Below are 24,914 nucleotides of genomic sequence, written 5' to 3'. Positions count from 1 at the left end.
TCACAGAATGACCCGCACGACGTCCGTCGAGGGCTGCAGAGTGGTCTGGTGACGCGAAGCCGTCAGCGAGGGGAGTAGGTGAGGCAGTTCGCGGTGTCGGAACTCTCGCCTGCACCGATACGGACCGCGGTGGCCGTGCATTCGAGATTCGCGTTGTGCTCGCAGTCGACCCGCTGGCATGCGCCGACCTGGGTGGAGACGCGGTCGAGGCCGCCGCGAGTTGTCAGGGGGATGAACGTCGCGCAGTCGGCAGTGCCGTTGGTTCCGCTGACGTTGATCGCGAACGCGTGACAGCCGTCGTGGTTGTAGGAACACTCACTGACGGTGCATTCGGCGACATGTGGCATTTCGAGCGTGGCCATCGTGAACTCCTGGATCGAGGTTGGCGGGCGGGTATCTGCCCTGCCTTCCAATCTAGGTGAGTCCGTTGACCCTTTCCAGCAAGCAAAGGCTGCCTGACCTGCGAAAACGTTAGGTAAGCGCTACCTACATCGCGGTGAATTCGCGGCCAACGCGAGCGTCACCGACGACGGTCTCGAACCGGTCCGGTGTACTTCTCGCCGGGGCCTTCGCCAGGCTCGTCCGGGTATGCGCTCGCATCGCGGAACGCCAGCTGCAGTTGCTTGAGGCCGTCTCGGATGGGGGCGGCGTGCACGCCGAGATCTGGTTTGGCCGCGTCGACGAGCCCGGCCAGTGCGGTGATGAGTTTGCGGGCTTCATCGAGATCCGCGTCGTCCTCGGATGCCCCCGGCGCCAGGCCGAGCTTCTCCGCCGACGCGCTCATCAACATGACGATGGCCCGGGTCACGACCTCGATCGAGGGAATGTCGGCCATGTCACGGACGTTGTCATCATCGTCTGTGGAAGTAGTCACGTCCGGACGCGCGGAATCGTTGTTCGGAACGCCGGTGAGGTCGTCACCTGCATCGTCGCCCGAAGGCGAATAGGTGTTCTCGGGCATGACTGATAGACTTTCATAGCACGACCGCCCCGGTTGGCGCCGGGGTCGCAAGTGGAGTTCCGCTCCCACCGCTACGACGCGTCGAATATGTGCGCTTGCCGCACACGCGATTCACGCAGTTGTACGGTCCGGTCCCGCCGATAGGCGTGGTCTTTCCACGCCGTCGGCGATGCGCATCCAATGGTGTGCAGACCGGTCGGTATCGGAGCCCTGACGATGGTGAACACCATCTCGGGGCTCTTCTGCTGAGAGCCCCTTTCCATGCGCGGCCACCGACCACTCCGCGACGGCCACCCCTGTCAGGTTTTATCAAGGAGGCCCCATCAGCACTGAGACCCGCATCAACGAGCGCATCCGCGTACCGGAGGTCCGACTCGTCGGACCGAATTCGGAGCAGGTGGGCATCGTGCGTGTTGAAGATGCGCTGCGCCTGGCCTACGAGGCCGACCTGGACTTGGTCGAGGTCGCACCCGACGCCCGTCCGCCGGTGTGCAAGATCATGGACTACGGCAAGTTCAAGTACGAAGCAGCGCAGAAGCAACGCGAGTCGCGTCGCAACCAGCAGTTGACCGTCATCAAGGAGCAGAAGCTCCGGCCGAAGATCGACGACCACGATTACGAGACCAAGAAGGGTCACGTCATCCGGTTCCTCGAGGCAGGCTCGAAGGTGAAGGTCACCATCATGTTCCGCGGGCGCGAACAGTCGCGACCCGAGCTCGGATACCGACTGCTGCAGCGCCTCGGTAACGACGTCGCCGATTACGGCTTCATCGAGACCTCGGCCAAGCAGGACGGCCGCAACATGACCATGGTCCTCGCCCCGCACAAGGGCGCGAAGACCCGCGTGAAAGCGCAGCAGACTCGTGACGACCGCGCGCCCCGCCAGCAGGGCGCCAAGGACGACACGGCCAGCTAAGCCGATGCGGTCCGTGAGAACGGACCGTCGGAGAACCACTGCGGACGCATACCGCACCCGACAACCGCGGGTGTGGCTTGCGTCCGCTCGAATGAAGGAAAGAACATGCCGAAGAGCAAGACCCACAAGGGCACAGCCAAGCGCTTCAAGGTGACCGGCAGCGGAAAGATCGTCCGCCAGAAGGCCAACCGTCGCCACCTCCTGGAGCACAAGTCCTCTCGCCGTACCCGTCGTCTCGACGGCATCGCCGTGGTGAGTGAGAACGACGCACCGCGTATCAAGCGACTGCTCAACCGCTGACGCACCCGACCACCACATCTGACGAACAAGAGGAACTGACATGGCACGCGTGAAAAGGGCTGTCAACGCCCAGAAGAAGCGTCGTTCGACGCTGGAGGCCTCCAAGGGATACCGCGGGCAACGCTCGCGCTTGTACCGCAAGGCCAAGGAGCAGCAGCTCCACTCGATGACTTACGCCTACCGGGACCGTCGCGCCCGCAAGGGTGAGTTCCGCAAGCTGTGGATCGCGCGTATCAACGCTGCGGCCCGCGCCAACGACATCACCTACAACCGCTTCATCCAGGGCCTCAAGGCCGCTGGTGTCGAGGTTGACCGCAAGGTGCTCGCCGACATCGCCGTGACCGACCCCGAGGCCTTCACCGGCCTGGTCGAGGTTGCCCGCAAGGCGCTGCCGGCCGACGTCAACGCTCCCGCAGCCTGAGCGTTCACATCGAACACGTCGCACACGACCCGCGAGTGATCACGGACATCATCTGATGGAGATCCTGTCCGAACGATCCTCGCGGGTCGTGTCGTATGCAAAGCTCCATCGGGCGTCGGCACGGCGTGCCGAGGGACGTTTCCTCGTGGAAGGCTCCAATGCGGTTGCCGCCGCCCTGGAGAGCGGTCGGGCACTGCAGGTCCTCGTCCGCGAGAGTGACGCCGACCGGCACGCCGACGTCCTCGGCGACGCATCCGGCGCAGGCATCGACGTCGTCGGACTGTCGGATCGAGCCGCCGGGAAACTCTCGGAAGCGACGACGCCGCCCGGAATCTTCGCTCTCGCCGAGTTGCTCGACGCGTCGCTTGGCGACGTGCTGTCGTCCGGTCCACGCCTACTGGCTGTGGCCGTCGAGCCGCGTGAACCAGGTAATGCCGGGACGCTGATCCGCACAGCCGACGCGATGGGCGCCGACGCCGTGCTGTTGCTCGGCGATGCGGTGGACCCGCACAACGGGAAGTGCGTACGCGCGAGCGCGGGCAGCGTCTTCCATCTGCCGATCGTGCGGGAGCGAGACGTCGACGCGGCGCTGTCGTCGGTGAGGTCGGCAGGCATCACGATCCTCGCGACGTCGGCCGACGGTGAGCTCGTGCTCGACGACGCCTCAGACGTCCTCGCCGAGCCGACCGCCTGGCTGTTCGGCAACGAGGCTCACGGGTTGTCCGCACCACTCGCGCGGGCGGCCGACCACCGGGTGTCCATTCCGATCCGCGGTCGCGCCGAGAGCCTCAATCTCGCGTCGGCAGCGTCGATCTGTCTCTACGAGAGCGCGCGAGTACAAGCCCGCTAGGTTGTAGCGCAGCGCTCACGCCTCGGCGATCTGTTTGATCCTGGCGAGAGTGGCAGGAATTCCCTCCGCCGCCGCGACGAGGCGAATCCTCATCTGGTCATCGGCGTCGTCGCCATACTTCTCGTGGAAGAACTCTTCGCCGGTGTCAGAGAAGGCGGTGTACTCGGTGAGCCGTGTGCTGCCGTCTCCGGCGGCCGCGACTCGATAGCCCCACTTCGTGCCGCTCGTTCCGATTGTCCATTCGAAGCGAGTGGCGGGTTCGTCGACGGTCACGGTCGAGACGGTCGACCACTCGCGTACCGGCGTGCGGTTGTGACCTGTGAAGGTCGCGCCCGCGCCGCGCGCGGAACTGTCCCACTCACACGCGTGGCACTGTTCGCTCCACTCTCCGGTGCGCGTGACGTCGCTGATCAGCGCGTACACGTCCTCCGGGCTGCGCTCGACGACAACGGAATCTTCCAGTGTGTATCGCATGAGCGTCGAGTCTAGGGCGCAGGGCGGCACCGGCTGATCGAGTTGAAACGCATACGCGTGCTGAGTAGTTGCACCCATGATCGAACGGGCATGTCGGCGAAGACTTCTCGGAGTGCTGAACCACTCATCCCCGACCCCCGCGGTCGCAGAACTCGACGCGCTGACCGGCAACCGCGACCGCGTCGTCGATCTCATCCGGCTCACCTCACTGGTCGTCGTGATCGCCGGGCATTCGCTCATGTTGACCGTGTCGATCGCCGACGGTCGGCTCGTCCTCGGCAACACGCTCGCCGACGTTCCGCTTCTGCAGCCGATGACCTGGCTGTTCCAGATCCTTCCGCTGTTCTTCTTCGCAGGCGCCGCGGCGTCGACCTACGGGTGGCGTCCGGACACACGTCCCGGACAGTGGCTGTTGCGTCGTGTGCAGCGGCTTCTGCGTCCGGTCGGGTGGTACCTCATGGTCGTCCTGGTCGTCTACGGGGTGTCGACGCTGGTCGGTGCCACCGCCATCGCCGACGTCGTGGCACGCCTGGGAGTTCAGTTGCTGTGGTTCCTCGGCGCCTATCTGCTGGTGCTCGCCGTGATGCCGGTGCTCCAACGACTCTCGTCACGTCGCGCTGTGCTGTCGGCTCTCGCGGCCGCGTGGCTGGTGACGGCAGCCGTCGACACGCTTCGGATCGCCGTCGGAGCGTCGAGTCAGCTTGGTTACGTCAACTTTCTCAGCGTGTGGATCATCCCGGCGATCCTCGGCGTCGCGTATGCGAAGCGTCTGTTCACGACGGTCGAGGCGGCGCTGCTGGGTGTGACGGCTCTGGTCGTCGACATTGCGCTGGTGGCCCTCGGTCCGTACGAGGTGTCGCTGGTGACCGTCCCAGGGCAGCACTTGTCCAATATGAGCCCGCCGAGCCTGCTACTCGCTGGGCACACAGTGGTGCTGTGCACACTGGTCATCGCGTTGCGTGCGCCGCTGGCGCGAGTGGCCTCGCGCCCACGTGTCTGGTGGTGGGTCGTGCTCGGCAACCGTGGTGCGATGACCCTGTATCTGTGGCACCTGCCGGTGCTGGCGCTCATCATCGGCCTCTCCACGGTGTGTGGATTGCATCGCGATCCCCACGCCCTGTTCTTCTGGCCGACGGTTCTCGGGACCACGACATGCCTGCTCGCGCTGATGATCCCGGTGACCGGTGTGCTGTCCGTCCTGGAGAACCGTCCGCTGCCGTGGTGGGACGCGCAGATCGTCGGCGGTTGGAGTAGACGACGCGACGCCCTCATCGTGACGCTTCTGGTGGTCGTCGGTGTCGCGACTCTGCTCCTGGCCGGTTCGGGGATCGTCGCCGGCTGGATGTGGTTGGTGGTCGGCGTCGCCGCCGCGATGGGCGCTCGGTGGTTGGGTCGGGCACCTGCGGGCTCCCGACGCTGCTGACCCGGGCGAATTGTGGATCGATCGTCGCGGGTTGGTGGGGGCGTCGAGGTAAGGCACCATGCCGGTCGACTAACCTTGACGAGGAACTATCACGGCCTCCGACCGGGCATTGCTGATCTGCTCTCGTCGTCATCGAGGTGGTCGTGATGAGTTCAGTCATCCGAAACAGCAAGTACGAGGAGACCGCCGACCGTGGCCAGCTCTGCCGACGATCACGCGCAGCCAACGTTCCCGAGCACCGAGGAACTCGACGTCGCGGCCGACGCCGCCGCTGCGGCATTTGCCGCGGCCGCTGATCTCGATGCGCTCGCGGCCGCCAAGACCGCACACCTCGGCGATCGTTCGCCGATCGCGCTCGCCCGTCGAGCTCTCGGTTCGCTACCGAAGGACCAGCGATCCGAAGCAGGCAAACTGGTCAACCAGGTTCGCGGCCGGGTCAACGCGGTCCTCGACGGTCGGACGTCGCAGCTGCAGGCCGAGCGCGACGCCGCGGTTCTCGTCTCCGAATCGGTCGACGTCACGCTGCCGAGTCGTCGACGTCCCGGCGGTGCACGTCATCCCATCACAGTGATCTCCGAGCAGGTCGCCGACGTTTTCGTCGGCATGGGGTGGGAGATCGCAGAGGGGCCCGAGGTAGAGACCGAGCACTACAACTTCGACGCCCTGAACTTTCTCCCGGATCATCCGGCGCGGTCGATGCAGGACACCTTCTACATCGCGCCCGAGGGGTCACGTCAGGTGCTCCGGACGCACACGTCGCCCGTGCAGGTGCGTTCGATGTTGTCGCGAGACCTTCCGATCTACGTCGCGTGCCCCGGCCGGACGTTCCGTACCGACGAGCTCGACGCCACCCACACGCCGGTGTTCCATCAGATCGAGGGCCTCGCCGTCGACAAGGGACTGACGATGGCCAATCTGCGCGGCACGCTCGAAGCGTTCGCTCGCGCGCTTTTCGGCCCCGAGACCACGACGCGTATGCGTGCGAGCTATTTCCCCTTCACCGAGCCGTCGGCCGAGGTCGACGTCTGGTTCCCAGCCAAGAAGGGCGGTGCGGGCTGGGTCGAATGGGGTGGCTGCGGCATGGTCAACCCGAACGTGTTGCGCGCCAGCGGAATCGACCCCGACGTCTACTCCGGATTCGCGTTCGGGATGGGACTCGAACGCACCCTGCAATTCCGCAACGACATCTCGGACATGCGCGACATGGTGGAGGGCGACGTCCGCTTCAGCCTCCCGTTCGGCCCGGCGGCCTGAGCCGGTCGACGCCGCAACCCGCACCGATTCCACTCGATGAAAGAAGTTGATTGACCGATGCGTGCACCGCAGTCTTGGTACACCGAGGTACTCCGTGCCGGCGATCCGACCTGGTCGGCGACCACTGAGGAGATCGACGCTGGTTTCGTCCGTGTCGGTTTCGAGATCGAAGACATCGAGTCGTTCCCCGAGATCACCGGCCCGCTGGTGATCGGGCGTGTCGAGCACATCGAGGAACTGACCGAGTTCAAGAAGCCCATTCGCTTCTGCCAGGTCGAGGTGGGGGAGTCGGAACCCCGCGGAATCGTCTGTGGGGCACGCAATTTCGCGGAGGGCGACCTCATCGTTGCCGCTCTGCCCGGAACCGTGCTGCCGGGGCCGTTCGAGATCGCGTCCCGTAAGACGTACGGGCACATCTCCGACGGCATGATCTGCTCGGTGTCCGAACTGGGCATCGGCACCGATCACAGCGGCATCCTCGTCCTGGCGCCCGGCACCGCCGAGCCCGGCGCCGACGCTCGCGAGGTTCTCGGACTCGACGACGCCGCGATCGACGTCAACGTCACCCCCGACCGTGGCTACGCGTTCTCGATCCGCGGACTCGGCCGCGAGCTGGCGAGCAGCTTCACCGTGCCGTTCGTCGATCCCGGTACCTCGGTCCCCGACATCTCGGTGTCCGACGGTGCGCCCTGGCCGGTGGCGATCGAGAAGGATTCCGGCGCAACCCGATACACCGCGCGACTCATCGAGGGCGTCGACCCGACTGCGGTCTCGCCGTGGTGGATGCAGAAGCGACTGATGGTTGCCGGGGTCCGCCCGATCTCCGCCATCGTCGACGTCACCAATTACGTGATGCTCGAACTGGGACAGCCGCTGCACGCCTTCGACGCAGACAAATTGTCAGGGACCATCACCGTCCGCAACGCGCGGTCGGGGGAGAAGCTGACAACGCTCGACGGCGTCGTACGCGAGCTCGATCCCGAGGACGTCGTCATCGCCGACGACAGTGGCCCAGTCGCACTGGCAGGCGTGATGGGCGGCGAGAGCACCGAGGTGGGCCCGCAGACCACGCGCGTTCTGCTCGAGGCGGCGACCTTCGATCCCGTCCGTGTCTTCCGGACCGGAAAGCGTCACAAGCTCACGTCGGAGGCGAGCAAGCGGTTCGAGCGCGTCGTCGACCCGGAGATCACCGCCGCCGGCTCTGACCGCGGAGCCGGCCTCATCGTCGAACTCGCGGGTGGTGCCATTGCGTCGCCACTCTCCGAGGAGCGGATCGCGGTTTCGGCGACCGCGCCCATCACGATCGCGGCCGACGAACCCGACCGCACGGCCGGGGTTACCTATCCGGCCGGCACCACCGCAGCTCGGCTCGTCGAGGTCGGGTGCACGGTCACCGGCACCGACCCGCTGACCGTCACGCCCCCGTCGTGGCGGCCGGATCTACGCCAGCGCGCCGACCTCGTCGAAGAAGTCTTGCGACTCGAAGGACTCGAAGACATTCCGGCCGTTCTCCCATCGGCTCCGGGCGGGCGCGGGCTGACGCCAACCCAGCGTCGACGCCGCAGCATCGGCCGTACGCTCGCGCTCGACGGTTACGTCGAGGTACTGCCGTTCCCGTTCATGCCCGCCGGCGTCTTCGACACCTGGGACCTGCCCGCCGGTGACGTTCGACGCCGCACGGTCAAGGTGCTCAACCCGCTGGAGTCCGACCGACCGGAGCTGAACACGACGCTCCTACCGGGGCTGTTCGAGATGGTCGCCCGCAATATTGCTCGCGGCCAGCGCGACCTGTCGCTGTACACGATCGGACAGGTCGTTCTCGCCACCGACCGCATGCGCCCGGTGGCCGAACTCGACGTGACCCGACGCCCGACCGCCGAGGAGATCGCCCAACTCGACGACTCGCTACCCGCTCAGCCACTGCACGTCGCGGTTGCGCTGACCGGGCTGCGTGATCCGGCGGGCCCGTGGGGTCCCGGAAGGCCCGGCGACTACCTCGACGCCTTTGAAGCGGCCCGCGAGATCGGCGTCGCCGCCGGGGTCGACGTCACCTTGGCGGCCGACACCTACGCGCCCTGGCATCCGGGTCGGTGTGCGGCCGTCGTCGTCGACGGTCGGGTCGTCGGACATGCCGGCGAGCTCCATCCCGCGGTGCTGGAACGTGCAGGGCTGCCGAAGCGGATGTGCGCCGTCGAGATCGACGTCGACGCGCTGCCGCTCGACGCGACACTGCCGGCGCCGCATATTTCGGTCTTCCCGGCGGTCCTCCAGGACGTTGCCGTCGTCGTGTCGGATGGCGTGCCCGCGGCAGACGTGGAGGCGTTGCTGCGCGAGGGCGCCGGAGAGCTTCTCGACTCCATCGAGCTCTTCGACGTCTTCACCGGTGCGCAGGTCGGCGAGGGCAACAAGTCGTTGACCTTCGCGCTGAAGTTCCGGGCGGGCGATCGGACCCTCACCGAAGACGAGGCGACCGCGGCCAAACTGGCTGCCGTGGCCCGCGCGACCGAGGGCGTCGGCGCGCGGCTTAGGTAGTTCGTGCCGTCGATAGCTTGCGGTAGCCCGTCACGAGACGGCGACTGGTGTGCTGGCCGACGCCTCGCTGTGCTCTCGCACGCCACGCGCGGTCAGCCAGATGCCCAGCGCGAGTTCCCAGAGTGCGATGGGGGCGGCGGCGAGCGCGCCGATCGTCGATACCTGTGACACGAGGCCGAGGATCGTCGCTGTTGCCGACGCGAGCAGAAGCGGCGCGCCGATGATCCCGAGGGCGGGAATGGCGCGCGGAACCAGTCGGTTCGCGTACAGCACCGGAGCCAGCAGGAGCGCATTGACTGCCGGTAGCAGGCCAGGTCCGAGGAGGAACGCGCCATCGTGAAGTGCGACGAGCGCCGCGTCGACTCCTGACGGTGTGCCGGGGTCATCCCGGACCGTGACGAGTGCCAGTACCGCCACCACTCCCATCACCACGAGCGTCGCTTCGACGGTGCGAGACGCGATGAAGCCTCGTGCGCGGGCATCGCTGTGGCGTCGAATGATGGGGTAGAGCGCAATTGCGGTGCCGACGCAGCTCACGGCGAGGATGACCTCCAGCACGCATCCGAACTGGGCAGCGGCCACCGATGCGGCGGGATCGCCGTCGAGGAAGGGCTTCTCGAGAGCGAGAGCCGGAATCGACGTCGCGAAGGTGACGAGGTACCAGATGCCGGCCCATCGGGCTCGCGCTCGGTCATTCGATTCGACCATGCGGGGTCTCCTGCCTGTGGCCTTGGTGTCCGTGACGCGTGCCGTCTCAGCGGTGTACGCCGTACACCGCTGAGAGTAGGTGTACGACGTACACCTGGTCAAGGCTTCGCTAGGGTCTCGGGTATGCCGGATGACTCAGCCCAGCGAATTCCGCTCGACCGAGGGCGAGTGCTCGGCTGTGCCGTTCGCCTTGCCGATACAGAGGGATTCGACGCGGTCACCATGCGCGCGCTTGCGACCGAGCTCGACGTGGTGCCCATGGCGCTGTACAAGCATGTGGCCAACAAGAGTGACCTGGTCGACGGAATGATCGATGTCGTCGTCGATTCCTACCCCGCGTCCTCTGCGCAGGGATGGCGCAGGTCGGTGCGCTCGCGAATACTCGCCGCACGGCGCGTGTACCTGACGCACCCGTGGATGCGCACAGCGATCGAATCCCGTCACACTCCGACGCCGGGCGCGCTCGCGTACATGGATTCCCTGGCGGCGGAGTTCATCGACGGAGGCATCGCAGTCGATCTGACCCACCACGCCATGCACGTAGTCGGGTCACGGATCTGGGGCTTCACGGCGGAAGTGTTCACCGGTAGTGCCGCGCCGTCGTCCGACCTCGGTCCGGCGGCCCGGGCGGCAGCGGAGGCCGAGTTCGCGAAACGATATCCCGCAGTGACGGCGATCGCCCTCGATGCTCGCGCCCGTACGGGGCCCGCTGGCTGCGACGACGACTTCGAGTTCGAGTTCGCGGTGGATCTGATTCTCGAGGCCGTCGAACGACTACACGACGCCGTTTGGGAATCTACTTCGGTGCACCCGCCGACCTAGTTCCGTATTGATTTGCGTCGCCATGCATAATGATGTGTATGACGATCAAGGTGGCTGTCGCCGGTGCGAGCGGTTATGCGGGTGGGGAAGTGCTTCGTCTCCTGTGCGGACACCCGCGTCTGCGATCAGGCGACCTCGAGATCGGCGCCCTGACGGCGGGCGGCAACGCAGGATCGCTGCTCGGTGCCCATCATCCCAACCTGTTGCCGTTGGCGCAGCGTGAACTGCAGGAAACGACGCCCGACGTGTTGGCTGGTCACGACGTCGTGTTCCTCGCCCTGCCACACGGAACGTCGGCACAGATCGCCGACGCTCTGCCTCCCACGACGCTGATCATCGACTGCGGCGCCGACTTCCGGCTCCGTGACTCCGACGACTGGGTCGCCTACTACGGCGGCGATCACGCGGGTACCTGGCCGTACGGACTCCCCGAGATCCCCGGCAACCGTGAGGTCCTGCGGAATGCGAGCCGGATCGCGGTGCCCGGTTGCTATCCGACCGTCTCGATCCTGTCGCTGCTTCCGGCGCTTGCGGCCGGCCTCGTGGAACCACACGTCACGGTCGTCGCGGTGAGCGGGACGTCGGGCGCGGGACGGGCACCCAAGGTCGTCCTACTCGCCTCGGAGGTGATCGGTTCCGCACGTGCGTACGGCGTCGGCGGGTCGCATCGGCACACCCCGGAGATCTCGCAGGCGCTTTCGGAGGCCGCCGACCAGCCGGTCGCGGTGTCGTTCACGCCTGTGCTCGTTCCGATGTCACGCGGAATCCTCGCGACGTGCACGGCGCGCACCACAGCGTCGGCCGACGAGGTCCGCGCCGTGTACGAAAAGGCGTATGCCGACGAGCAATTCGTGTATCTGCTTCCCGAGGGCAGTCTTCCGGCGACCGGCTCGGTGATGGGTTCCAACGCAGTGCAACTCGCCGTCACCGTCGACGAGCGGGTCGGAACACTCGTGGTGGTCGGTGCAATCGACAACCTCGCGAAGGGGACCGGCGGCGCGGCCGTCCAGTCGATGAACCTCGCGTTGGACTGGGACGAAGCAGAAGGACTGAGCACCGTGGGAGTGGCACCGTGAGCTCGAGTGGCAATGCGGCAGAAAGCAATTCGACAGCAGGCAACACAACGACGCAGGTCGACGACGATCGGATCACCGGTGGCGCGCCTGCGACCGGCCCGCGCCTGCTGCGCAATCAGGGTGTGACCGCTCCGCTCGGATTCCGCGCGGCGGGAATCGCCGCTGGTATCAAGGCTTCCGGCGCCCCCGACCTTTCACTGGTCTTCAACGAGGGCCCCGACTATTCGGCGGCAGGCGTCTTCACCCGCAATCAGGTGAAGGCTGCGCCGGTGCTGTGGAGCAAGCAAGTGCTCACCACCGGCAGGCTGCGCGCCGTCGTCCTCAATTCTGGTGGCGCCAACGCCTGTACCGGTCCGCTGGGCTTCCAGGACACGCACGCGACGGCAGAGGCCGTTGCCGAAGCGCTGAGCAACTGGGGAACCGAGACCGGGGCCGTCGAGGTCGCCGTCTGTTCCACCGGTCTCATCGGTGATCGCCTCCCGATGGACAAGGTGCTCGCGGGTGTGACCGAGATCGTCCAGGAGATGGGCGGCGGACTCTCCGGCGGAACCGACGCCGCCTACGCGATCATGACGACCGACACCGTGCCGAAACAGGTTGCGCTGCACCATCCACAGGGGTGGAACATCGGCGGAATGGCCAAGGGTGCAGGCATGATGGCACCCTCGCTCGCGACGATGCTGTGCGTGCTGACCACCGATGCGCGGGCCAGCGCAGAACAACTCGACCTCGCGCTGCGGCGCGCGACGTCGACGACGTTCGACAGGCTCGACATCGACGGCTCGACGTCGACCAACGACACAGTCCTCCTGCTCAGCTCCGGCGCCAGCCAGATCCCCGTCGAGCAAACCGAACTCGACGCCGCCGTGCTGTCGGTGTGCGACGACCTCGCGGCGCAGCTGATGGCCGACGCCGAGGGTGTCACCAAGCGCATCGTCATCACGGTTACCGGTGCTGCCACCGAAGACGACGCCATCGCAGTGGCGCGCACCATCGCCCGCGACAGTCTGGTCAAGACAGCGCTTTTCGGGTCGGACCCCAATTGGGGGCGCGTGCTCGCGGCGACGGGGATCGCACCGGTCACCATCGACCCGGACCGAATCACGGTGTCGTTCAACGGCAAAGCGGTCTGCGTCAACGGCACCGGCGTCGACGGCGCGCGTGACGTCGACCTGTCGGGTCCCGACGTCGCGGTCCTCGTCGACCTCGGCCTGGGCGCGGAGACCGGCAGCATCCGGACCACCGACCTCTCGCACGCGTACGTCGAAGAGAACTCGGCGTATTCGTCATGATCTCGACAAGCTCGATCAGCGGGGACGGCTCGCTCGGCGGGGACGGCTCGCTCGGCGGGGACGGCTCGCTCGGCGGGGACGGCTCGCTCAGCGGCGCTGGCTCGCCCGGCGGGGACGGCTCGATCAGCGGCGTGGAGAAGGCTGCGATCCTCGCGGAGTCGTTGCCTGCGCTGCAGGCCATGCACGGCGCAACCGTCGTCGTGAAGTACGGCGGCAACGCGATGATCGACGACGACCTCAAACGCGCCTTCGCCGCCGACATCGTCTTCTTGCGCGCCTGTGGCATGCACCCGATCGTGGTGCACGGTGGCGGACCACAGATCTCGGCGATGCTCGCACGTCTCGGCCTGACGGGCGAGTTCCGTGGCGGGTTCCGCGTGACCACGCCCGAGGTGATGGACGTGGCGCGGATGGTGCTGTTCGGTCAGGTCGGTCGCGAGCTCGTCGGGTTGATCAACGCGCACGGACCCTATGCCGTCGGCCTCACCGGTGAGGACGCCAACCTGTTCACGGCGACGCGGCGCACGGTCCTCGTCGACGGAGTTGCCACGGACATCGGACTCGTCGGCGACATCTCCTCGGTCAACACCTCCGCGGTGCTCGATCTCGTTGGTGCGGGACGGATTCCGGTCGTCTCGACACTCGCACCCGACCGTGACGGCGTCGTCCACAACATCAACGCCGACACCGCTGCGGGCGCCCTCGCCGAGGCGCTCGGCGCCTCCCGGCTGGTGATGCTCACCGACGTCGAGGGTCTCTACACCGATTGGCCCGACCGCTCGTCGCTCGTGTCGCAGATCTCGACCGACGCACTGGCACAACTGCTTCCGAGTCTCGACGCGGGCATGGTGCCCAAGATGGAGGCGTGCCTGCGTGCGGTCGAAGGCGGTGTCGGGCGAGCTCATGTCGTCGACGGCCGTGTGCCGCACGCTGTCTTGGCCGAACTGCTGACCGCGACGAGCACCGGGACAACCGTCGTCGCGCCCGAAAACCTCTCTCCCGCAACCACGCACACCACGCTAGACACAGACGGAGCGTCTCACTCATGACCGCACCCTGGCAGGAGCGGTGGTCATCCGCCCTCATGAAGAATTACGGCACGCCGCCGATCGCCCTGACGAAGGGCGAGGGAGCCTACGTGTGGGACGCCGACGGCAACCGCTACCTCGATCTACTCGGTGGCATCGCGGTGAACGCATTGGGTCACGCGCACCCCGCGATCGTGGCCGCGGTGACAGAGCAACTCCAGACACTCGGTCACGTCTCGAACCTGTACATCAACCCGCGGGTCGTCGAACTCGCCGAGCGTCTTCTCGACAAGTTCGGGCAGCCGGGCCGGGTGTTCTTCTGCAACTCCGGAACCGAAGCCAACGAGGCGGCATTCAAGCTGGCCAGACTCACCGGCAGGCCGCAGATCGTGGCCGCGGACAAGGCATTTCACGGACGCACCATGGGTGCGCTCGCCATGACCGGTCAACCGGCGAAGCGCGCACCGTTCGAACCGATGCCCGCAGGGGTCGATTTCGTGCCCTACGGCGACGTCGACGCTTTGACCGCCGCCGTGTCGTCGGAGACCGCAGCGGTGATTCTCGAGCCGATCCTCGGAGAGTCCGGGGTCATCGTTCCGCCTGCGGACTACCTCGCGCACGCGCGCAGGCTCACCGCCGAGCACGGCGCGCTGCTCATTCTCGACGAGGTGCAGACGGGAATCGGTCGTACCGGAACGTTTTTCGCACACCAGGCGGCGGGGATCGTGCCGGACGTCATGACTCTCGCCAAGGGGCTCGGCGGCGGGTTGCCCATCGGGGCGACCATCGCCACGGGCCCCGCTGCGGAACTGTTCTCCCCGGGACAGCACGGCACGACATTCGGCGGTAACCCGGTGTCGGCGGCCGCGGCGCTCGCGGTCCTCGACGAGATCGACAACAGCAACCTCGTCGATCATGTTGCCGCCGTGGGAAAGTCGATCGCAACGGGCGTTGAAGCACTCGACCATCCGCTGATCTCCCACGTGCGCGGGTCAGGGCTGCTGCTCGGCGTCGTGCTCACCGCGCCGGTGTCGGCGAAGGTTGAGTCGACCGCTCGCGACAACGGATTCCTCATCAACGCGCCGGCTCCCGACGTCCTGCGGCTCGCGCCGCCCCTCATCCTCACCGAGGAGCAGGCCGGCGACTTCGTCGCAGCACTGCCGCAGATCCTCGACGCCGCAACCGACGAGAGCAGCGCACAGTGACCAGACATTTTCTTCGCGACGACGACCTGACACCGGACGAGCAGGCCGAAGTGCTTGCCCTTGCCGCCGAGGTGAAGCGCCAGCCGTTCGCCTACCGACCGCTCGAGGGTCCCCGGGGAGTCGGGGTGATCTTCGACAAGAACTCCACGAGGACGAGGTTCTCGTTCGAGATGGGCATCGCGCAGATGGGTGGTCACGCCGTCGTCGTCGACGGACGCACCACTCAGCTCGGCCGCGACGAATCGCTCGAGGACACCGGCCGGGTGCTGTCACGGTTCGTGGAGGCCGTCGTGTGGCGGACCTTTGGGCAGGAGCGCCTCGAAGCGATGGCCTCGACGGCGTCGATTCCGATCGTCAATGCGCTCTCGGATCTGTTCCATCCCTGTCAGGTGCTCGCCGACCTGCAGACCATCGTCGAACGCAAGGGTCGCACCGCGGGGCTGACGATGACCTACCTCGGCGACGGTGCGAACAACATGGCGCATTCGTTGGCGCTCGGCGGCGCGACCGCGGGAATGCACGTGACGATCAGTGCGCCCGACGGTTTCGAGCCCGACCCGGTCGTGATCGCCGACGCCGAGAAGCGGGCTGCGTTGACCGGGGGATCGGTCAGCGTCGAATCCGATCCTGTCGCCGCCTCGCGTGGGGCCGATGTGTTGGTCACCGACACGTGGGTCTCCATGGGGCAGGAGGACGACGGCAAGGATCGTCGCGCGCCGTTCCGGCCGTACCAGATCAACTCCGACCTCCTCGCAGTGGCGGACAAGGACGCGATCGTCTTGCACTGCCTGCCCGCTCACCGCGGCGATGAGATCACCGATGAGGTGATCGACGGCCCCGCGAGTGCGGTTCTCGACGAGGCGGAGAACAGGTTGCATGCGCAGAAGGCCATGCTCATCTGGCTGTTGGGGCAGAAGTGACCAGCAACGCTGATGCGGGCGCCGCCGCGCGCATCGCCGACCACACCGACACCAGGCTCGCGAGCACGCGAGCAGGGCGACACGCGCTCATCGTCGAAGTGCTCGGTTCCCATCAGGTGCGGTCGCAGTCGGAGTTACAGCAGTTGCTCGCCGGCAGGGGAGTCGACGCCACGCAGGCCACGCTCTCACGCGACCTCGACGAACTCGGCGCCGTCAAGTTGCGCGCGGCCGACGGCGGCGTCGGCGTGTACGTCGTCCCCGAGGATGGTGCGCCCGTTCGTGGGGTGTTCGGCGGTACTGCCCGACTGTCTCGCCTGCTCAGCGAACTGCTGGTGTCGACGGATGCGAGCGGAAACCTCGCCGTGCTGCGCACCCCGCCCGGCGCCGCGCACTACCTGGCCAGTGCGATCGACCGGGCCAGCTTGCCCGACGTCGTGGGCACAATTGCGGGCGACGACACGATCTTCGTGTGCGCACGCGCACCGATCGACGGGGCCGAGCTCGCACGACGAATCGAGGGCCTCGTGTGACAACCCCTTACCGACGCCCCGGCGGCCCCTGAGCCGGAGTCGGACACACCGAGGCCCGAACCCGGACCGACAAACAGACCCCAGCCCGATCGCATCGGGCACGACATCCGATGATGGATGTCGAACCACGACATAGGAGCACACACCACCATGGCGGAACGCGTCGTACTTGCATACTCCGGCGGCCTCGACACCTCGGTCGCTATCAGTTGGATCGGCAAGGAGACCGGTAAGGAGGTCGTCGCCGTTGCGCTCGACCTCGGACAGGGCGGCGAGGACATGGAGGTCGTCCGCCAGCGCGCGCTCGACTGCGGTGCCGTCGAAGCCGTGCTCGTCGACGCACGCGACGAGTTCGCCGACGACTACTGCCTACCCGCGATCACGTCGAACGCGCTGTACATGGACCGGTACCCGCTGGTGTCGGCACTGTCGCGCCCGCTGATTGCCAAGCATCTCGTGACCGCGGCGCGCGATCACGGCGGCACCGTCGTCGCGCACGGCTGCACCGGTAAGGGCAACGACCAGGTGCGCTTCGAGGTCGGCTTCGCTTCGCTGGCACCAGATCTCGAGGTCATCGCGCCTGTCCGCGACTACGCGTGGACGCGCGAGAAGGCCATCTCCTTCGCCGAGGAGAACGACATCCCGATCAACGTGACCAAGAAGTCACCGTTCTCGATCGACCAGAACGTGTGGGGTCGTGCCGTCGAGACCGGCTTCCTCGAGGACCTGTGGAATGCGCCCACCAAGGACGTCTACAGCTACACCGAGGATCCGACGATCAACTGGAACTCGCCCGACGAGGTCATCATCACGTTCGACAAGGGTCGCCCGATCGCCATCGACGGTCGCCCGGTCAGCGTGCTGGAGGCGATCGAGGAACTCAACCGCCGCGCGGGCGCACAGGGTGTCGGCCGCCTCGACGTCGTCGAAGATCGCCTCGTCGGCATCAAGAGCCGCGAGATCTACGAGGCCCCCGGCGCGATGGTCCTGATCACCGCCCACGAAGAGCTCGAACACGTCACGCTCGAGCGCGAACTCGGACGCTTCAAGCGTCGTACCGACCAGAAGTGGGCCGAGCTGGTGTACGACGGCCTCTGGTTCTCGCCGCTCAAGCGCTCGCTGGACACCTTCGTCAACTCCACGCAGGAGCACGTCTCCGGCGAGATCCGCCTCGTGCTGCACGGTGGCCACATCTCGGTCAACGGCCGCCGCAGTGGCGAGTCGCTGTACGACTTCAACCTCGCGACCTACGACGAGGGCGACAGCTTCGACCAGTCCGCCGCACGTGGATTCGTCGAGCTGCACGGCCTGTCGTCGAAGATCGCGGCGAAGCGGGACCTGCTCAGTGAGTGATCAGGGCCACTCAGCCCAGCAGGGGACAACGAACCAGGGGTCGCTGTGGGGCGGTCGCTTCGCGTCGGGACCCGCCGACGCGATGGCGGCGCTGAGCAAGTCGACGCAGTTCGACTGGGTGCTCGCCCCGTTCGACATCCAGGCGTCGAAGGCGCATGCCAGGGTTCTCAACCGCGCAGGCCTGCTGTCCGACGACGATCTGACCGCCATGCTCGCCGGTCTCGACCAGCTCGCGAGCGACGTCGCCGACGGCACGTTCGTGGCTGCCGAGTCCGACGAGGACGTGCATGGCGCCCTCGAACGCGGACTCATCGAACGTGTCGGAGCTGACCTCGGTGGCAGGCTGCGCGCCGGACGGTCGCGCAACGATCAGGTCGCCACGCTCTTCCGCATGTGGCTGCGCGAGGCGATGCGCTCGGTCGCAACAGGTGTGCTCGACGTCGTCGAGGCGTTGACGGCTCAGGCTCGCGCACATCCCGACGCCGTCATGCCGGGCAAGACACATCTGCAGGCAGCCCAGCCGGTGCTGCTCGCACATCATCTGCTCGCGCACGCGCAACCGCTGATCCGCGACGTCGACAGGCTTGCCGACGCGGATCGTCGAACTGCGGTGTCCCCGTACGGGTCCGGTGCATTGGCTGGTTCGTCACTCGGCCTCGATCCGGAGGCGATCGCCGCTGATCTGGGGTTTTCGGCCGCCGCGGAGAACTCGATCGACGCGACGTCGTCGCGAGACTTCGCGGCCGAGGCATCGTTCGTCTTCGCGATGATCGCCGTCGATCTGTCGCGACTCGCCGAAGAGGTGATCCTGTGGAGCACCGCCGAATTCGGTTACGTCACGCTCGCCGACGCCTGGTCGACGGGCAGCTCGATCATGCCGCAGAAGAAAAACCCCGACGTCGCGGAACTCACACGAGGCAAAGCCGGCAGATTGATCGGTGACCTCACCGGCCTGCTGGCGACCCTGAAGGCCCAGCCGCTCGCCTACAACCGCGACCTGCAGGAAGACAAAGAGCCGGTGTTCGACGCCGTCGCGCAGCTCGAACTGCTGTTGCCTGCGATCGCAGGCATGGTCGGCACACTCGAGTTCCACGAGGACCGGATGGCCGAACTGGCTCCCGCGGGATTCACCCTCGCCACCGACATCGCCGAATGGCTTGTGCGTCAAGGCGTTCCGTTCCGCGTAGCGCACGAGGTCGCCGGTGCGTGCGTGCGTGAGGCAGAGAGCCGTGGCGTCGGACTCGACGAACTCGACGACGCCACGTTCGCGTCGATCGATCCGGCTCTCACGCCACAGGTTCGCGAGGTGCTGACCGTTCGCGGATCCATCGAGTCGCGCGACGCCTACGGCGGAACCGCTCCGTCGCAGGTGCAGCGACAGCTCGACGTCCTCGATCGGGAGCTTCCCGCGTTGCGCTCGCGGTGGTCGGTGAGTTCACGGTCACAGTGAGGCCGACGAGTGCGCGGGGTCCAAGTCGATCCGTGTACGGTGCGAGTTGACCGAGCTGGGTAGAGTGACTTGGATCACCATCCGGTGTGTGGGGAGGAGCGTGGTTGATGTCAGGCGGCGGCATTCCCGACGTGAAGGCCTTCGCCGAGCGTGTCCTCGCGACGGCACAGAACGGGCTCGAGGTGCTCCGGTACGGCGGTCTGCAGACCGGAACCGAGCCCGCGCCGTTCACCGTGGTCGAGACCACACGGATGTTCCGGTTGCGGCGCTATTTCCCGGATGCCCCCGCAACCGGACCCAACATCGTGTTGATCCCCCCGATGATGGTGTCCGCCAACGTCTATGACGTGACCGAACACAATGGCGCGGTCTCGGTGTTGCACCGCCACGGCATCACCCCATGGGTCGTCGACTTCGGGTCTCCCGACCACGAAGAGGGCGGGATGGAGCGCAACCTCGCCGATCACGTGGTCGCGGTGAGTGAGGCGGTCGACTGGATCATCGAGTCCACCGGCCGCGACGTTCACGTTGCCGGCTACTCGCAGGGCGGCATGTTCGCCTATCAGGCAGCCGCGTATCGACGATCCCGCGGCGTGGCGAGCGTGATCACCTTCGGTAGCCCCGTCGACGTTCTTGCGGCGTTACCGCTCGGGCTCCCCGCAGCGCTGGTTGCGCCGGGCGCCGAGGTCCTGGCCGACAAGGTGTTTCCCCACCTCTGGGTGCCGAGTTGGCTCGCGCGTCTCGGCTTCCAGATGCTCGACCCGGTGAAAACCGCGCGCAGCCGCTTCGACTTCCTCCGACAACTCCACGACCGCGACGCGCTTCTGCCCCGCGAAGACCAGCGACGCTTCCTCGAAGCCGAAGGATGGGTCGCCTGGTCCGGGCCGGCCATCGCGGAACTGCTGCGCCAGTTCGTCGCACACAATCGCATGGTGTCCGGCGGATTTGTCATCAATGGAGAACTGGTGACGCTCGCCGAGATCACGGCTCCGGTTCTGGGGTTCGTGGGGGAGGTCGACGACATCGGGCAACCGGTCGCGATCCGAGGTGTCGTCCGTGCGGCGCCACGAGCCCGCGTGTACGAATCACGGTTGCCCGTAGGCCATTTCGGACTTGTGGTGGGAAGTACGTCCGGTACTCGTACGTGGCCGACGACTGCGGAATGGATCAATTGGCAGGAGGGCCTGGGGCCCGAGCCCGATCACGTGGAGCCGATGGAGGCACCGATCGACGGCAAAGGCACCGGCGTCGGACTGTTGTCGCGTATCACCCACGGCATCGGTTCTGTTGCCGATGCGGGTGCCGGCGCGTCCCGCGAGCTGTGGGAAATGGCAGGCGCGGTCCAGCGGACATCGGTGGCTGTCGCACAGGAATCCGTCCGCACGGTGCCGCGACTGTTCCGTCTCGGACAGATCCAGTCGGGCACTCGGATCTCGCTGGGAAAGCTGATGTCGGAGAACACCGACTGGGGCAGCGACCGCGAGGTGTTCCTCTTCGAGAATCGAGTTCTCACCCATTCTCAGGTCGACACCCGCATCAACAACGTGGTGGCGGGACTGGTGCAGTGCGGCGTGCGCCCCGGTGAGCACATCGGCGTCCTGATGGATACGCGCCCGAGCGCGCTGGTCGCCGTTGCCGCACTGTCCCGATTGGGCGCGGTTGCGGTGCTCCTCGCCGGTGAAGGCGACGTCGGGGAGATGCTGCGACTGGCCGGCGCGAACGTCGTCATCTGCGATCCCGTTCACCTCGACACCGCAACCGCACACAGCGATCGGGTGCTCGTACTCGGTGGCGGAAGCGGGTCGGCACGTGAGATCGACGGCGCTGACGGCCACACCATCATCGACATGGAGCAGATCGACCCCGACGTCGTGCAGATGCCTGCGTGGTACCGCCCGGATCCCGGTCTCGCAGGCGATCTCGCGTTCATCCTCTTCACCCGCTCACGCGGCAAACTCGCCGTGTGGCCGGTGACCAATCACCGGTTTGCGATGTCGGCGTTCGGCGCGGCGTCGGCGGCTGGTCTCACCGACCGCGACACGGTCTATTGCATCCCGCCGCTGCACCACGCCTCCGGACTGCTGACCACGCTTGGGGCGACAGCCGTCGGCCGGTCGCGTATCGCCTTGTCGGAGGGGGTCGACGCCGAGAACTTTGTCACCGAGGTTCATCGATACGGCGTCACCGTGGTGTCGTATACCTGGTCGATGTTGCGGGAGATACTGCACGACAAGAACTTTCAGGTCAACGAGCACAATCCGATCCGGTTGTTCATGGGATCGGGACTTCCCACCGGTCTGTGGGACGAGATCGGTGAACGGTTTCCGCGCGCCCGCGTTCTCGAGTTCTTCGCGACCGCCGACGGGTCGGCCATCCTCGCTAACGTCGCCGCCGACAAGGTCGGGTCGATGGGTCGCGCTCTTCCGGAGACCAACGAGGTCGCGATCGCGGCGTACGACGTCGACGCCGAACGTCTCGTCGTCGGCGAAAGTGGTTTCGTAGATCGTGCGGGGCAGGGCGAGGTCGGTCTGCTGCTGGCGCGATCGCGCCATCGTTTCGACACCACCGCGACTGTCTTGCGTGACGTTTTCGCACCCAAGGACCGGTGGGAGGTGTCCGGCCACCTGTTCTACCGGGATTCCGACGACGACTTGTGGTTCATGGGATCGGTTGACACCGTTGCGCATTCGGTCGAAGGGCCCATCTACCTTCCCCCGATCGAACAACTGCTTTCGCGAGTACCCGGTGTCGACCAGGTGGCCGCCTATCGGCTCGGCGATCCGGGAAGCCAGATCGTCGTGGCAGCGCTGACAATGCGATCCGACGTCGACGTGGATTCACTGACCGTCACGCAACTGCGACTAGGGCTCGGCGCATTGCCCGCGCACCGTCGACCTCATCTGGTCTGGATCGTCGACGAGATCCCGGTGTCGGAGTCCTACCGGCCACAGGCCCGCGAACTGGCAGCCCGCGGCGTTCCCAAACCCGGGTCTAAGGTCTGGTACCGCGATTCGGAGGGCAGGTATCGACGTTTCACCAGGACTGCGGTGACCCGCGTGGACTGGCTGCCGGACTCCACAAACTCCTCGTCGACATCGTCGCGCGACCGCACGACCTCGACGAAAGCGGCGGCCACCACGGCCACACCGACCAGGACAAGAGTCGGGGAAACGGCGACCGGTACACGGTGATGTCGCGGCGAGTGGGTGACCGACACGTTCGCGCGCGCCACTAGGCTTGCTGTCGTGCCCCGCGGCATGTCGAACAGCTGCTGGGGAATATCCGCTGAGAGAGGAAGCAAGTCGATGAGTTCTCGCGCGCAGTCACTGGATCCGATCGTTCGTGACCGGCTGGTGTGCCCGCAGGATCACGGGCCACTGCTCGACGCGGGCGACGAGCTCTACAACCCGCGGCTTCGCGTCGCCTATCGGATCGACTCCGACGGCATCCCGGTCATGTTGGCCACCGAAGCCCGGGCGGTCGACGATGCCGAGCACGAACGCCTGACATCTGCCTGATCACCAGGGGTCGGGTCTGATCACTAGGTCGGGTCTGCGACGACCCCGCGCGGGCTGGATGACAAGATCGATGTGTGAGCACACTGACCTCTGAAGACCGAATCGACGCTTCGGACATTCTCGACGATCTGCAGTGGCGAGGGTTGATCGCACAGTCAACCGACATCGACGAACTGCGCTCCGCGGTCGAGGCGGGCCCGATCACCGTGTACGCCGGATTCGACCCGACGGCGTCGAGCCTGCACGCCGGACACCTGGTGCCGTTGTTGACACTGCGTCGCTTTCAACTCGCAGGTCACCGGCCCATCGCTCTTGCCGGCGGTGCCACTGGACTCATCGGCGACCCGCGCGACGTCGGTGAGCGGACGATGAACTCCGTCGACACCGTCGGCGGATGGACGGGACGCATCGGCGACCAGTTGGCCAGCTTCCTGCGATTCGACGACAGCCCGAACAGCGCGCTCCTCGTCAACAACATGGAGTGGACGGCGGGACTGAGCGCGATCGAGTTCCTTCGCGATCTCGGTAAGCACTTCTCGGTCAACGTGATGCTTGCTCGAGAGACGGTTCGACGACGCCTCGAGTCCGATGGCATCAGCTACACCGAGTTCAGCTATCTACTGCTGCAGTCCAACGACTACCTCGAACTGCACCGCAGGCACGGGTGCAGCCTGCAGATCGGCGGCTCGGATCAGTGGGGAAACATCGTCGGCGGTGTCGATCTCACGCGCCGAATCACCGGAGACACCGTGCACGCGCTGACGGTTCCGCTCGTGACCTCGTCGGATGGCAAGAAGTTCGGTAAGTCGACCGGCGGCGGAAGCCTCTGGCTCGACCCCGAACTCACCAGTCCCTACGCCTGGTACCAGTACTTCGTGAACACGTCCGACGCCGACGTCGTCCGCTACCTGAAGTGGTTCACGTTCCTCACGCGCGAGGAGATCGGCGAGTTGGAGCGTGCAACCGAAGAGACGCCGCATCTCCGGTTGGCGCAGAAACGCCTCGCAGCGGAGATGACGACACTCATCCACGGCGCAGCCAATACCCAGGCCGTGGAACTCGCCAGCCAGGCATTGTTCGGTCGTGCAGAACTGGCCGATCTCGATGAGTCGACGCTCGCCGCAGCACTGGGCGAGACGACGATCGCCGAATACAGCTCCGACGCACCTACGCTCGTCGGACTTCTGGTGGACAGCGGGCTCTCTGAGAGCAATAAAGCTGCACGGCGCGCGATCGGGGAAGGGGGTGCCTACGTCAACAACGCCAAGATCACCGATCCGGAGTGGACTCCAGGCACTTCCGACCTGCTTCACGGCCGTTGGCTGGTCATCCGACGCGGTAAGAAGAGCTTTGCCGGCGCTCGTTTAACGCTCTGACCAGGCGATTTGACGCCCTGTTCCCGTGTGTGTAACTTTCTTGTTGCACCGCAGCGAGCAAGACCCCGGGGCCGACACGGAATCGGGGAAACTGCAGTGTCTCAGGTCTGATAGCCTGGAACACCGATGCGGCCAGAAACGAAAAAGCCCGCAACACACGGTGTTGCAAACGCGAATCGGATCTGGTAGCTTGGAAGAGTTGCTCCGGAGACGGGGTCAACAAAATCCAAACACCAGCTTACTAGAGTGCGCCTCGCCATGCGGGGTGGCGCTGGTAGGTGTGTGTTCTTTGAGAACTCGATAGTGTATTGACAAGATTGTCTGATGCCATATTTTGGCATCGTGTGTCCAAGTTTTTGGATTATGTGATGATTTATTTTTGTGACGCTCAGGTCTTTGGGTCTGGGTGTTGCTAGTTTTTGTTTGGTCAGGTTTTTGTCTCTCTGGCTGAGATTGTGTTGAAAATTCTGCCGGCTGTATGGTTGGTGGGTTTTTGATAGGTTTT

23 protein-coding genes and 1 pseudogene are annotated in these 24,914 nt (G+C 66.0%); 19 read left to right on the top strand and 5 right to left on the bottom strand.

The window, feature by feature from the left end:
- Nucleotides 1–62: 62 nt before the first annotated feature.
- A complete protein-coding gene (locus GOSPT_RS21230; RefSeq protein WP_005208919.1) occupies nucleotides 63–362 on the bottom strand; it encodes a DUF1540 domain-containing protein in 300 nt (99 codons plus the stop codon).
- A gap of 158 nt (nucleotides 363–520) precedes the next feature.
- Nucleotides 521–961 carry a DUF1844 domain-containing protein gene (locus tag GOSPT_RS21225; protein ID WP_005208917.1) on the bottom strand — a complete coding sequence of 147 codons (441 nt, stop codon included), beginning with the start codon at nucleotides 959–961 and terminating at the stop codon, nucleotides 521–523.
- Nucleotides 962–1,222: 261 nt separating this feature from the next.
- Here GOSPT_RS21225 and infC point away from each other — a divergent pair.
- The 4 genes and pseudogenes from infC to GOSPT_RS21205 all read left to right on the top strand — a co-directional run bounded on the left by infC (nucleotide 1,223) and on the right by GOSPT_RS21205 (nucleotide 3,448).
- A pseudogene (gene infC / locus GOSPT_RS21220) lies at nucleotides 1,223–1,877 on the top strand (translation initiation factor IF-3).
- Between the two features lie 105 nt (nucleotides 1,878–1,982).
- Nucleotides 1,983–2,177, top strand: a complete 195-nt coding sequence (gene rpmI / locus GOSPT_RS21215) for a 50S ribosomal protein L35 (RefSeq protein ID WP_005208912.1) — start codon at nucleotides 1,983–1,985, stop codon at nucleotides 2,175–2,177.
- A gap of 40 nt (nucleotides 2,178–2,217) precedes the next feature.
- The gene (rplT, locus tag GOSPT_RS21210) at nucleotides 2,218–2,598 is read left to right on the top strand and encodes a 50S ribosomal protein L20 (RefSeq protein WP_005178731.1); all 381 of its coding nucleotides are present in this window, start codon (nucleotides 2,218–2,220) and stop codon (nucleotides 2,596–2,598) included.
- 55 nt (nucleotides 2,599–2,653) lie between these two features.
- On the top strand, nucleotides 2,654–3,448 hold the full coding sequence (locus tag GOSPT_RS21205) for a TrmH family RNA methyltransferase (RefSeq protein ID WP_005208910.1): 795 nt from the start codon (nucleotides 2,654–2,656) through the stop codon (nucleotides 3,446–3,448).
- A 15-nt stretch (nucleotides 3,449–3,463) separates the two neighbouring features.
- Here the strand turns inward: GOSPT_RS21205 and GOSPT_RS21200 are convergent, their stop codons facing one another.
- Entirely contained in the window at nucleotides 3,464–3,922 is a 459-nt protein-coding gene (locus GOSPT_RS21200) for an SRPBCC family protein (RefSeq protein ID WP_039856963.1), read from the bottom strand.
- A gap of 76 nt (nucleotides 3,923–3,998) precedes the next feature.
- Between GOSPT_RS21200 and GOSPT_RS21195 the strand changes: the two genes are divergently transcribed.
- The 3 genes from GOSPT_RS21195 (at nucleotide 3,999) to pheT (ending at nucleotide 9,131) form a co-directional block, all read left to right on the top strand.
- Complete coding sequence (locus tag GOSPT_RS21195; protein ID WP_005208906.1) at nucleotides 3,999–5,345, top strand: acyltransferase family protein; 1,347 nt, start codon at nucleotides 3,999–4,001, stop codon at nucleotides 5,343–5,345.
- Nucleotides 5,346–5,537: 192 nt separating this feature from the next.
- Nucleotides 5,538–6,599 carry a phenylalanine--tRNA ligase subunit alpha gene (pheS, locus tag GOSPT_RS21190; protein WP_005208904.1) on the top strand — a complete coding sequence of 354 codons (1,062 nt, stop codon included), beginning with the start codon at nucleotides 5,538–5,540 and terminating at the stop codon, nucleotides 6,597–6,599.
- A 57-nt stretch (nucleotides 6,600–6,656) separates the two neighbouring features.
- Nucleotides 6,657–9,131, top strand: a complete 2,475-nt coding sequence (pheT, locus tag GOSPT_RS21185) for a phenylalanine--tRNA ligase subunit beta (protein ID WP_005208903.1) — start codon at nucleotides 6,657–6,659, stop codon at nucleotides 9,129–9,131.
- 30 nt (nucleotides 9,132–9,161) lie between these two features.
- On the opposite strand, the gene GOSPT_RS21180 is transcribed toward pheT, so the two are convergent.
- Nucleotides 9,162–9,839 (bottom strand): DUF4386 domain-containing protein, encoded by a 678-nt coding sequence (locus GOSPT_RS21180; RefSeq protein WP_005208901.1) that lies wholly within the window; start codon nucleotides 9,837–9,839, stop codon nucleotides 9,162–9,164.
- Between the two features lie 123 nt (nucleotides 9,840–9,962).
- Between GOSPT_RS21180 and GOSPT_RS21175 the strand changes: the two genes are divergently transcribed.
- The 12 genes from GOSPT_RS21175 (at nucleotide 9,963) to tyrS (ending at nucleotide 24,409) form a co-directional block, all read left to right on the top strand.
- A complete protein-coding gene (locus GOSPT_RS21175; protein ID WP_039856960.1) occupies nucleotides 9,963–10,661 on the top strand; it encodes a TetR/AcrR family transcriptional regulator in 699 nt (232 codons plus the stop codon).
- A 38-nt stretch (nucleotides 10,662–10,699) separates the two neighbouring features.
- Nucleotides 10,700–11,737 carry an N-acetyl-gamma-glutamyl-phosphate reductase gene (gene argC, locus GOSPT_RS21170; RefSeq protein WP_005208897.1) on the top strand — a complete coding sequence of 346 codons (1,038 nt, stop codon included), beginning with the start codon at nucleotides 10,700–10,702 and terminating at the stop codon, nucleotides 11,735–11,737.
- 71 nt (nucleotides 11,738–11,808) lie between these two features.
- A complete protein-coding gene (gene argJ / locus GOSPT_RS21165; RefSeq protein ID WP_051994129.1) occupies nucleotides 11,809–13,029 on the top strand; it encodes a bifunctional glutamate N-acetyltransferase/amino-acid acetyltransferase ArgJ in 1,221 nt (406 codons plus the stop codon).
- Entirely contained in the window at nucleotides 13,026–14,078 is a 1,053-nt protein-coding gene (argB, locus tag GOSPT_RS21160) for an acetylglutamate kinase (protein ID WP_005208894.1), read from the top strand. Before argJ ends, argB begins: the two co-directional genes overlap by 4 nt.
- Complete coding sequence (locus GOSPT_RS21155; RefSeq protein WP_039856957.1) at nucleotides 14,075–15,262, top strand: acetylornithine transaminase; 1,188 nt, start codon at nucleotides 14,075–14,077, stop codon at nucleotides 15,260–15,262. Before argB ends, GOSPT_RS21155 begins: the two co-directional genes overlap by 4 nt.
- A complete protein-coding gene (gene argF, locus GOSPT_RS21150; protein WP_005208889.1) occupies nucleotides 15,259–16,182 on the top strand; it encodes an ornithine carbamoyltransferase in 924 nt (307 codons plus the stop codon). The genes GOSPT_RS21155 and argF overlap by 4 nt, the downstream gene beginning before the upstream one ends.
- A gap of 32 nt (nucleotides 16,183–16,214) precedes the next feature.
- Complete coding sequence (locus GOSPT_RS21145; protein ID WP_039856974.1) at nucleotides 16,215–16,712, top strand: arginine repressor; 498 nt, start codon at nucleotides 16,215–16,217, stop codon at nucleotides 16,710–16,712.
- A 150-nt stretch (nucleotides 16,713–16,862) separates the two neighbouring features.
- Entirely contained in the window at nucleotides 16,863–18,065 is a 1,203-nt protein-coding gene (locus tag GOSPT_RS21140) for an argininosuccinate synthase (RefSeq protein WP_005208884.1), read from the top strand.
- The gene (argH, locus tag GOSPT_RS21135) at nucleotides 18,058–19,515 is read left to right on the top strand and encodes an argininosuccinate lyase (protein ID WP_005208882.1); all 1,458 of its coding nucleotides are present in this window, start codon (nucleotides 18,058–18,060) and stop codon (nucleotides 19,513–19,515) included. The genes GOSPT_RS21140 and argH overlap by 8 nt, the downstream gene beginning before the upstream one ends.
- 107 nt (nucleotides 19,516–19,622) lie before the next feature.
- Complete coding sequence (locus GOSPT_RS21130; protein WP_005208881.1) at nucleotides 19,623–22,706, top strand: AMP-binding protein; 3,084 nt, start codon at nucleotides 19,623–19,625, stop codon at nucleotides 22,704–22,706.
- A gap of 114 nt (nucleotides 22,707–22,820) precedes the next feature.
- On the top strand, nucleotides 22,821–23,033 hold the full coding sequence (locus GOSPT_RS21125) for a Trm112 family protein (RefSeq protein ID WP_005208879.1): 213 nt from the start codon (nucleotides 22,821–22,823) through the stop codon (nucleotides 23,031–23,033).
- 74 nt (nucleotides 23,034–23,107) lie between these two features.
- Nucleotides 23,108–24,409: a tyrosine--tRNA ligase gene (tyrS, locus tag GOSPT_RS21120; RefSeq protein WP_005208877.1), complete on the top strand. Its 1,302-nt coding sequence runs from the start codon at nucleotides 23,108–23,110 to the stop codon at nucleotides 24,407–24,409.
- Between the two features lie 216 nt (nucleotides 24,410–24,625).
- Here tyrS and GOSPT_RS24170 read toward each other — a convergent pair.
- The coding region (locus GOSPT_RS24170; protein ID WP_217996120.1) for a hypothetical protein at nucleotides 24,626–24,914 on the bottom strand (289 nt) is incomplete at its 5' end.

It is taken from the genome of Gordonia sputi NBRC 100414 (genome assembly GCF_000248055.1).
In the GTDB taxonomy this organism is placed as follows: Bacteria; Actinomycetota; Actinomycetes; order Mycobacteriales; family Mycobacteriaceae; genus Gordonia; species Gordonia sputi.
The sequence above is the reverse complement of the archived record's forward strand: the minus strand, read 5'-3'. Positions and strand labels throughout refer to the sequence as shown.

Coding starts and splice junctions, on each gene's coding strand:
- GOSPT_RS21230 (WP_005208919.1), bottom strand. CDS start 362: ATGGCCACGCTCGAAATGCCACATGTCGCCGAATGCACCGTCAGTGAG.
- GOSPT_RS21225 (WP_005208917.1), bottom strand. CDS start 961: ATGCCCGAGAACACCTATTCGCCTTCGGGCGACGATGCAGGTGACGAC.
- rpmI (WP_005208912.1), top strand. CDS start 1,983: ATGCCGAAGAGCAAGACCCACAAGGGCACAGCCAAGCGCTTCAAGGTG.
- rplT (WP_005178731.1), top strand. CDS start 2,218: ATGGCACGCGTGAAAAGGGCTGTCAACGCCCAGAAGAAGCGTCGTTCG.
- GOSPT_RS21205 (WP_005208910.1), top strand. CDS start 2,654: ATGGAGATCCTGTCCGAACGATCCTCGCGGGTCGTGTCGTATGCAAAG.
- GOSPT_RS21200 (WP_039856963.1), bottom strand. CDS start 3,922: ATGCGATACACACTGGAAGATTCCGTTGTCGTCGAGCGCAGCCCGGAG.
- GOSPT_RS21195 (WP_005208906.1), top strand. CDS start 3,999: ATGATCGAACGGGCATGTCGGCGAAGACTTCTCGGAGTGCTGAACCAC.
- pheT (WP_005208903.1), top strand. CDS start 6,657: ATGCGTGCACCGCAGTCTTGGTACACCGAGGTACTCCGTGCCGGCGAT.
- GOSPT_RS21180 (WP_005208901.1), bottom strand. CDS start 9,839: ATGGTCGAATCGAATGACCGAGCGCGAGCCCGATGGGCCGGCATCTGG.
- GOSPT_RS21175 (WP_039856960.1), top strand. CDS start 9,963: ATGCCGGATGACTCAGCCCAGCGAATTCCGCTCGACCGAGGGCGAGTG.
- argC (WP_005208897.1), top strand. CDS start 10,700: ATGACGATCAAGGTGGCTGTCGCCGGTGCGAGCGGTTATGCGGGTGGG.
- argB (WP_005208894.1), top strand. CDS start 13,026: ATGATCTCGACAAGCTCGATCAGCGGGGACGGCTCGCTCGGCGGGGAC.
- GOSPT_RS21155 (WP_039856957.1), top strand. CDS start 14,075: ATGACCGCACCCTGGCAGGAGCGGTGGTCATCCGCCCTCATGAAGAAT.
- GOSPT_RS21140 (WP_005208884.1), top strand. CDS start 16,863: ATGGCGGAACGCGTCGTACTTGCATACTCCGGCGGCCTCGACACCTCG.
- GOSPT_RS21130 (WP_005208881.1), top strand. CDS start 19,623: ATGTCAGGCGGCGGCATTCCCGACGTGAAGGCCTTCGCCGAGCGTGTC.
- GOSPT_RS21125 (WP_005208879.1), top strand. CDS start 22,821: ATGAGTTCTCGCGCGCAGTCACTGGATCCGATCGTTCGTGACCGGCTG.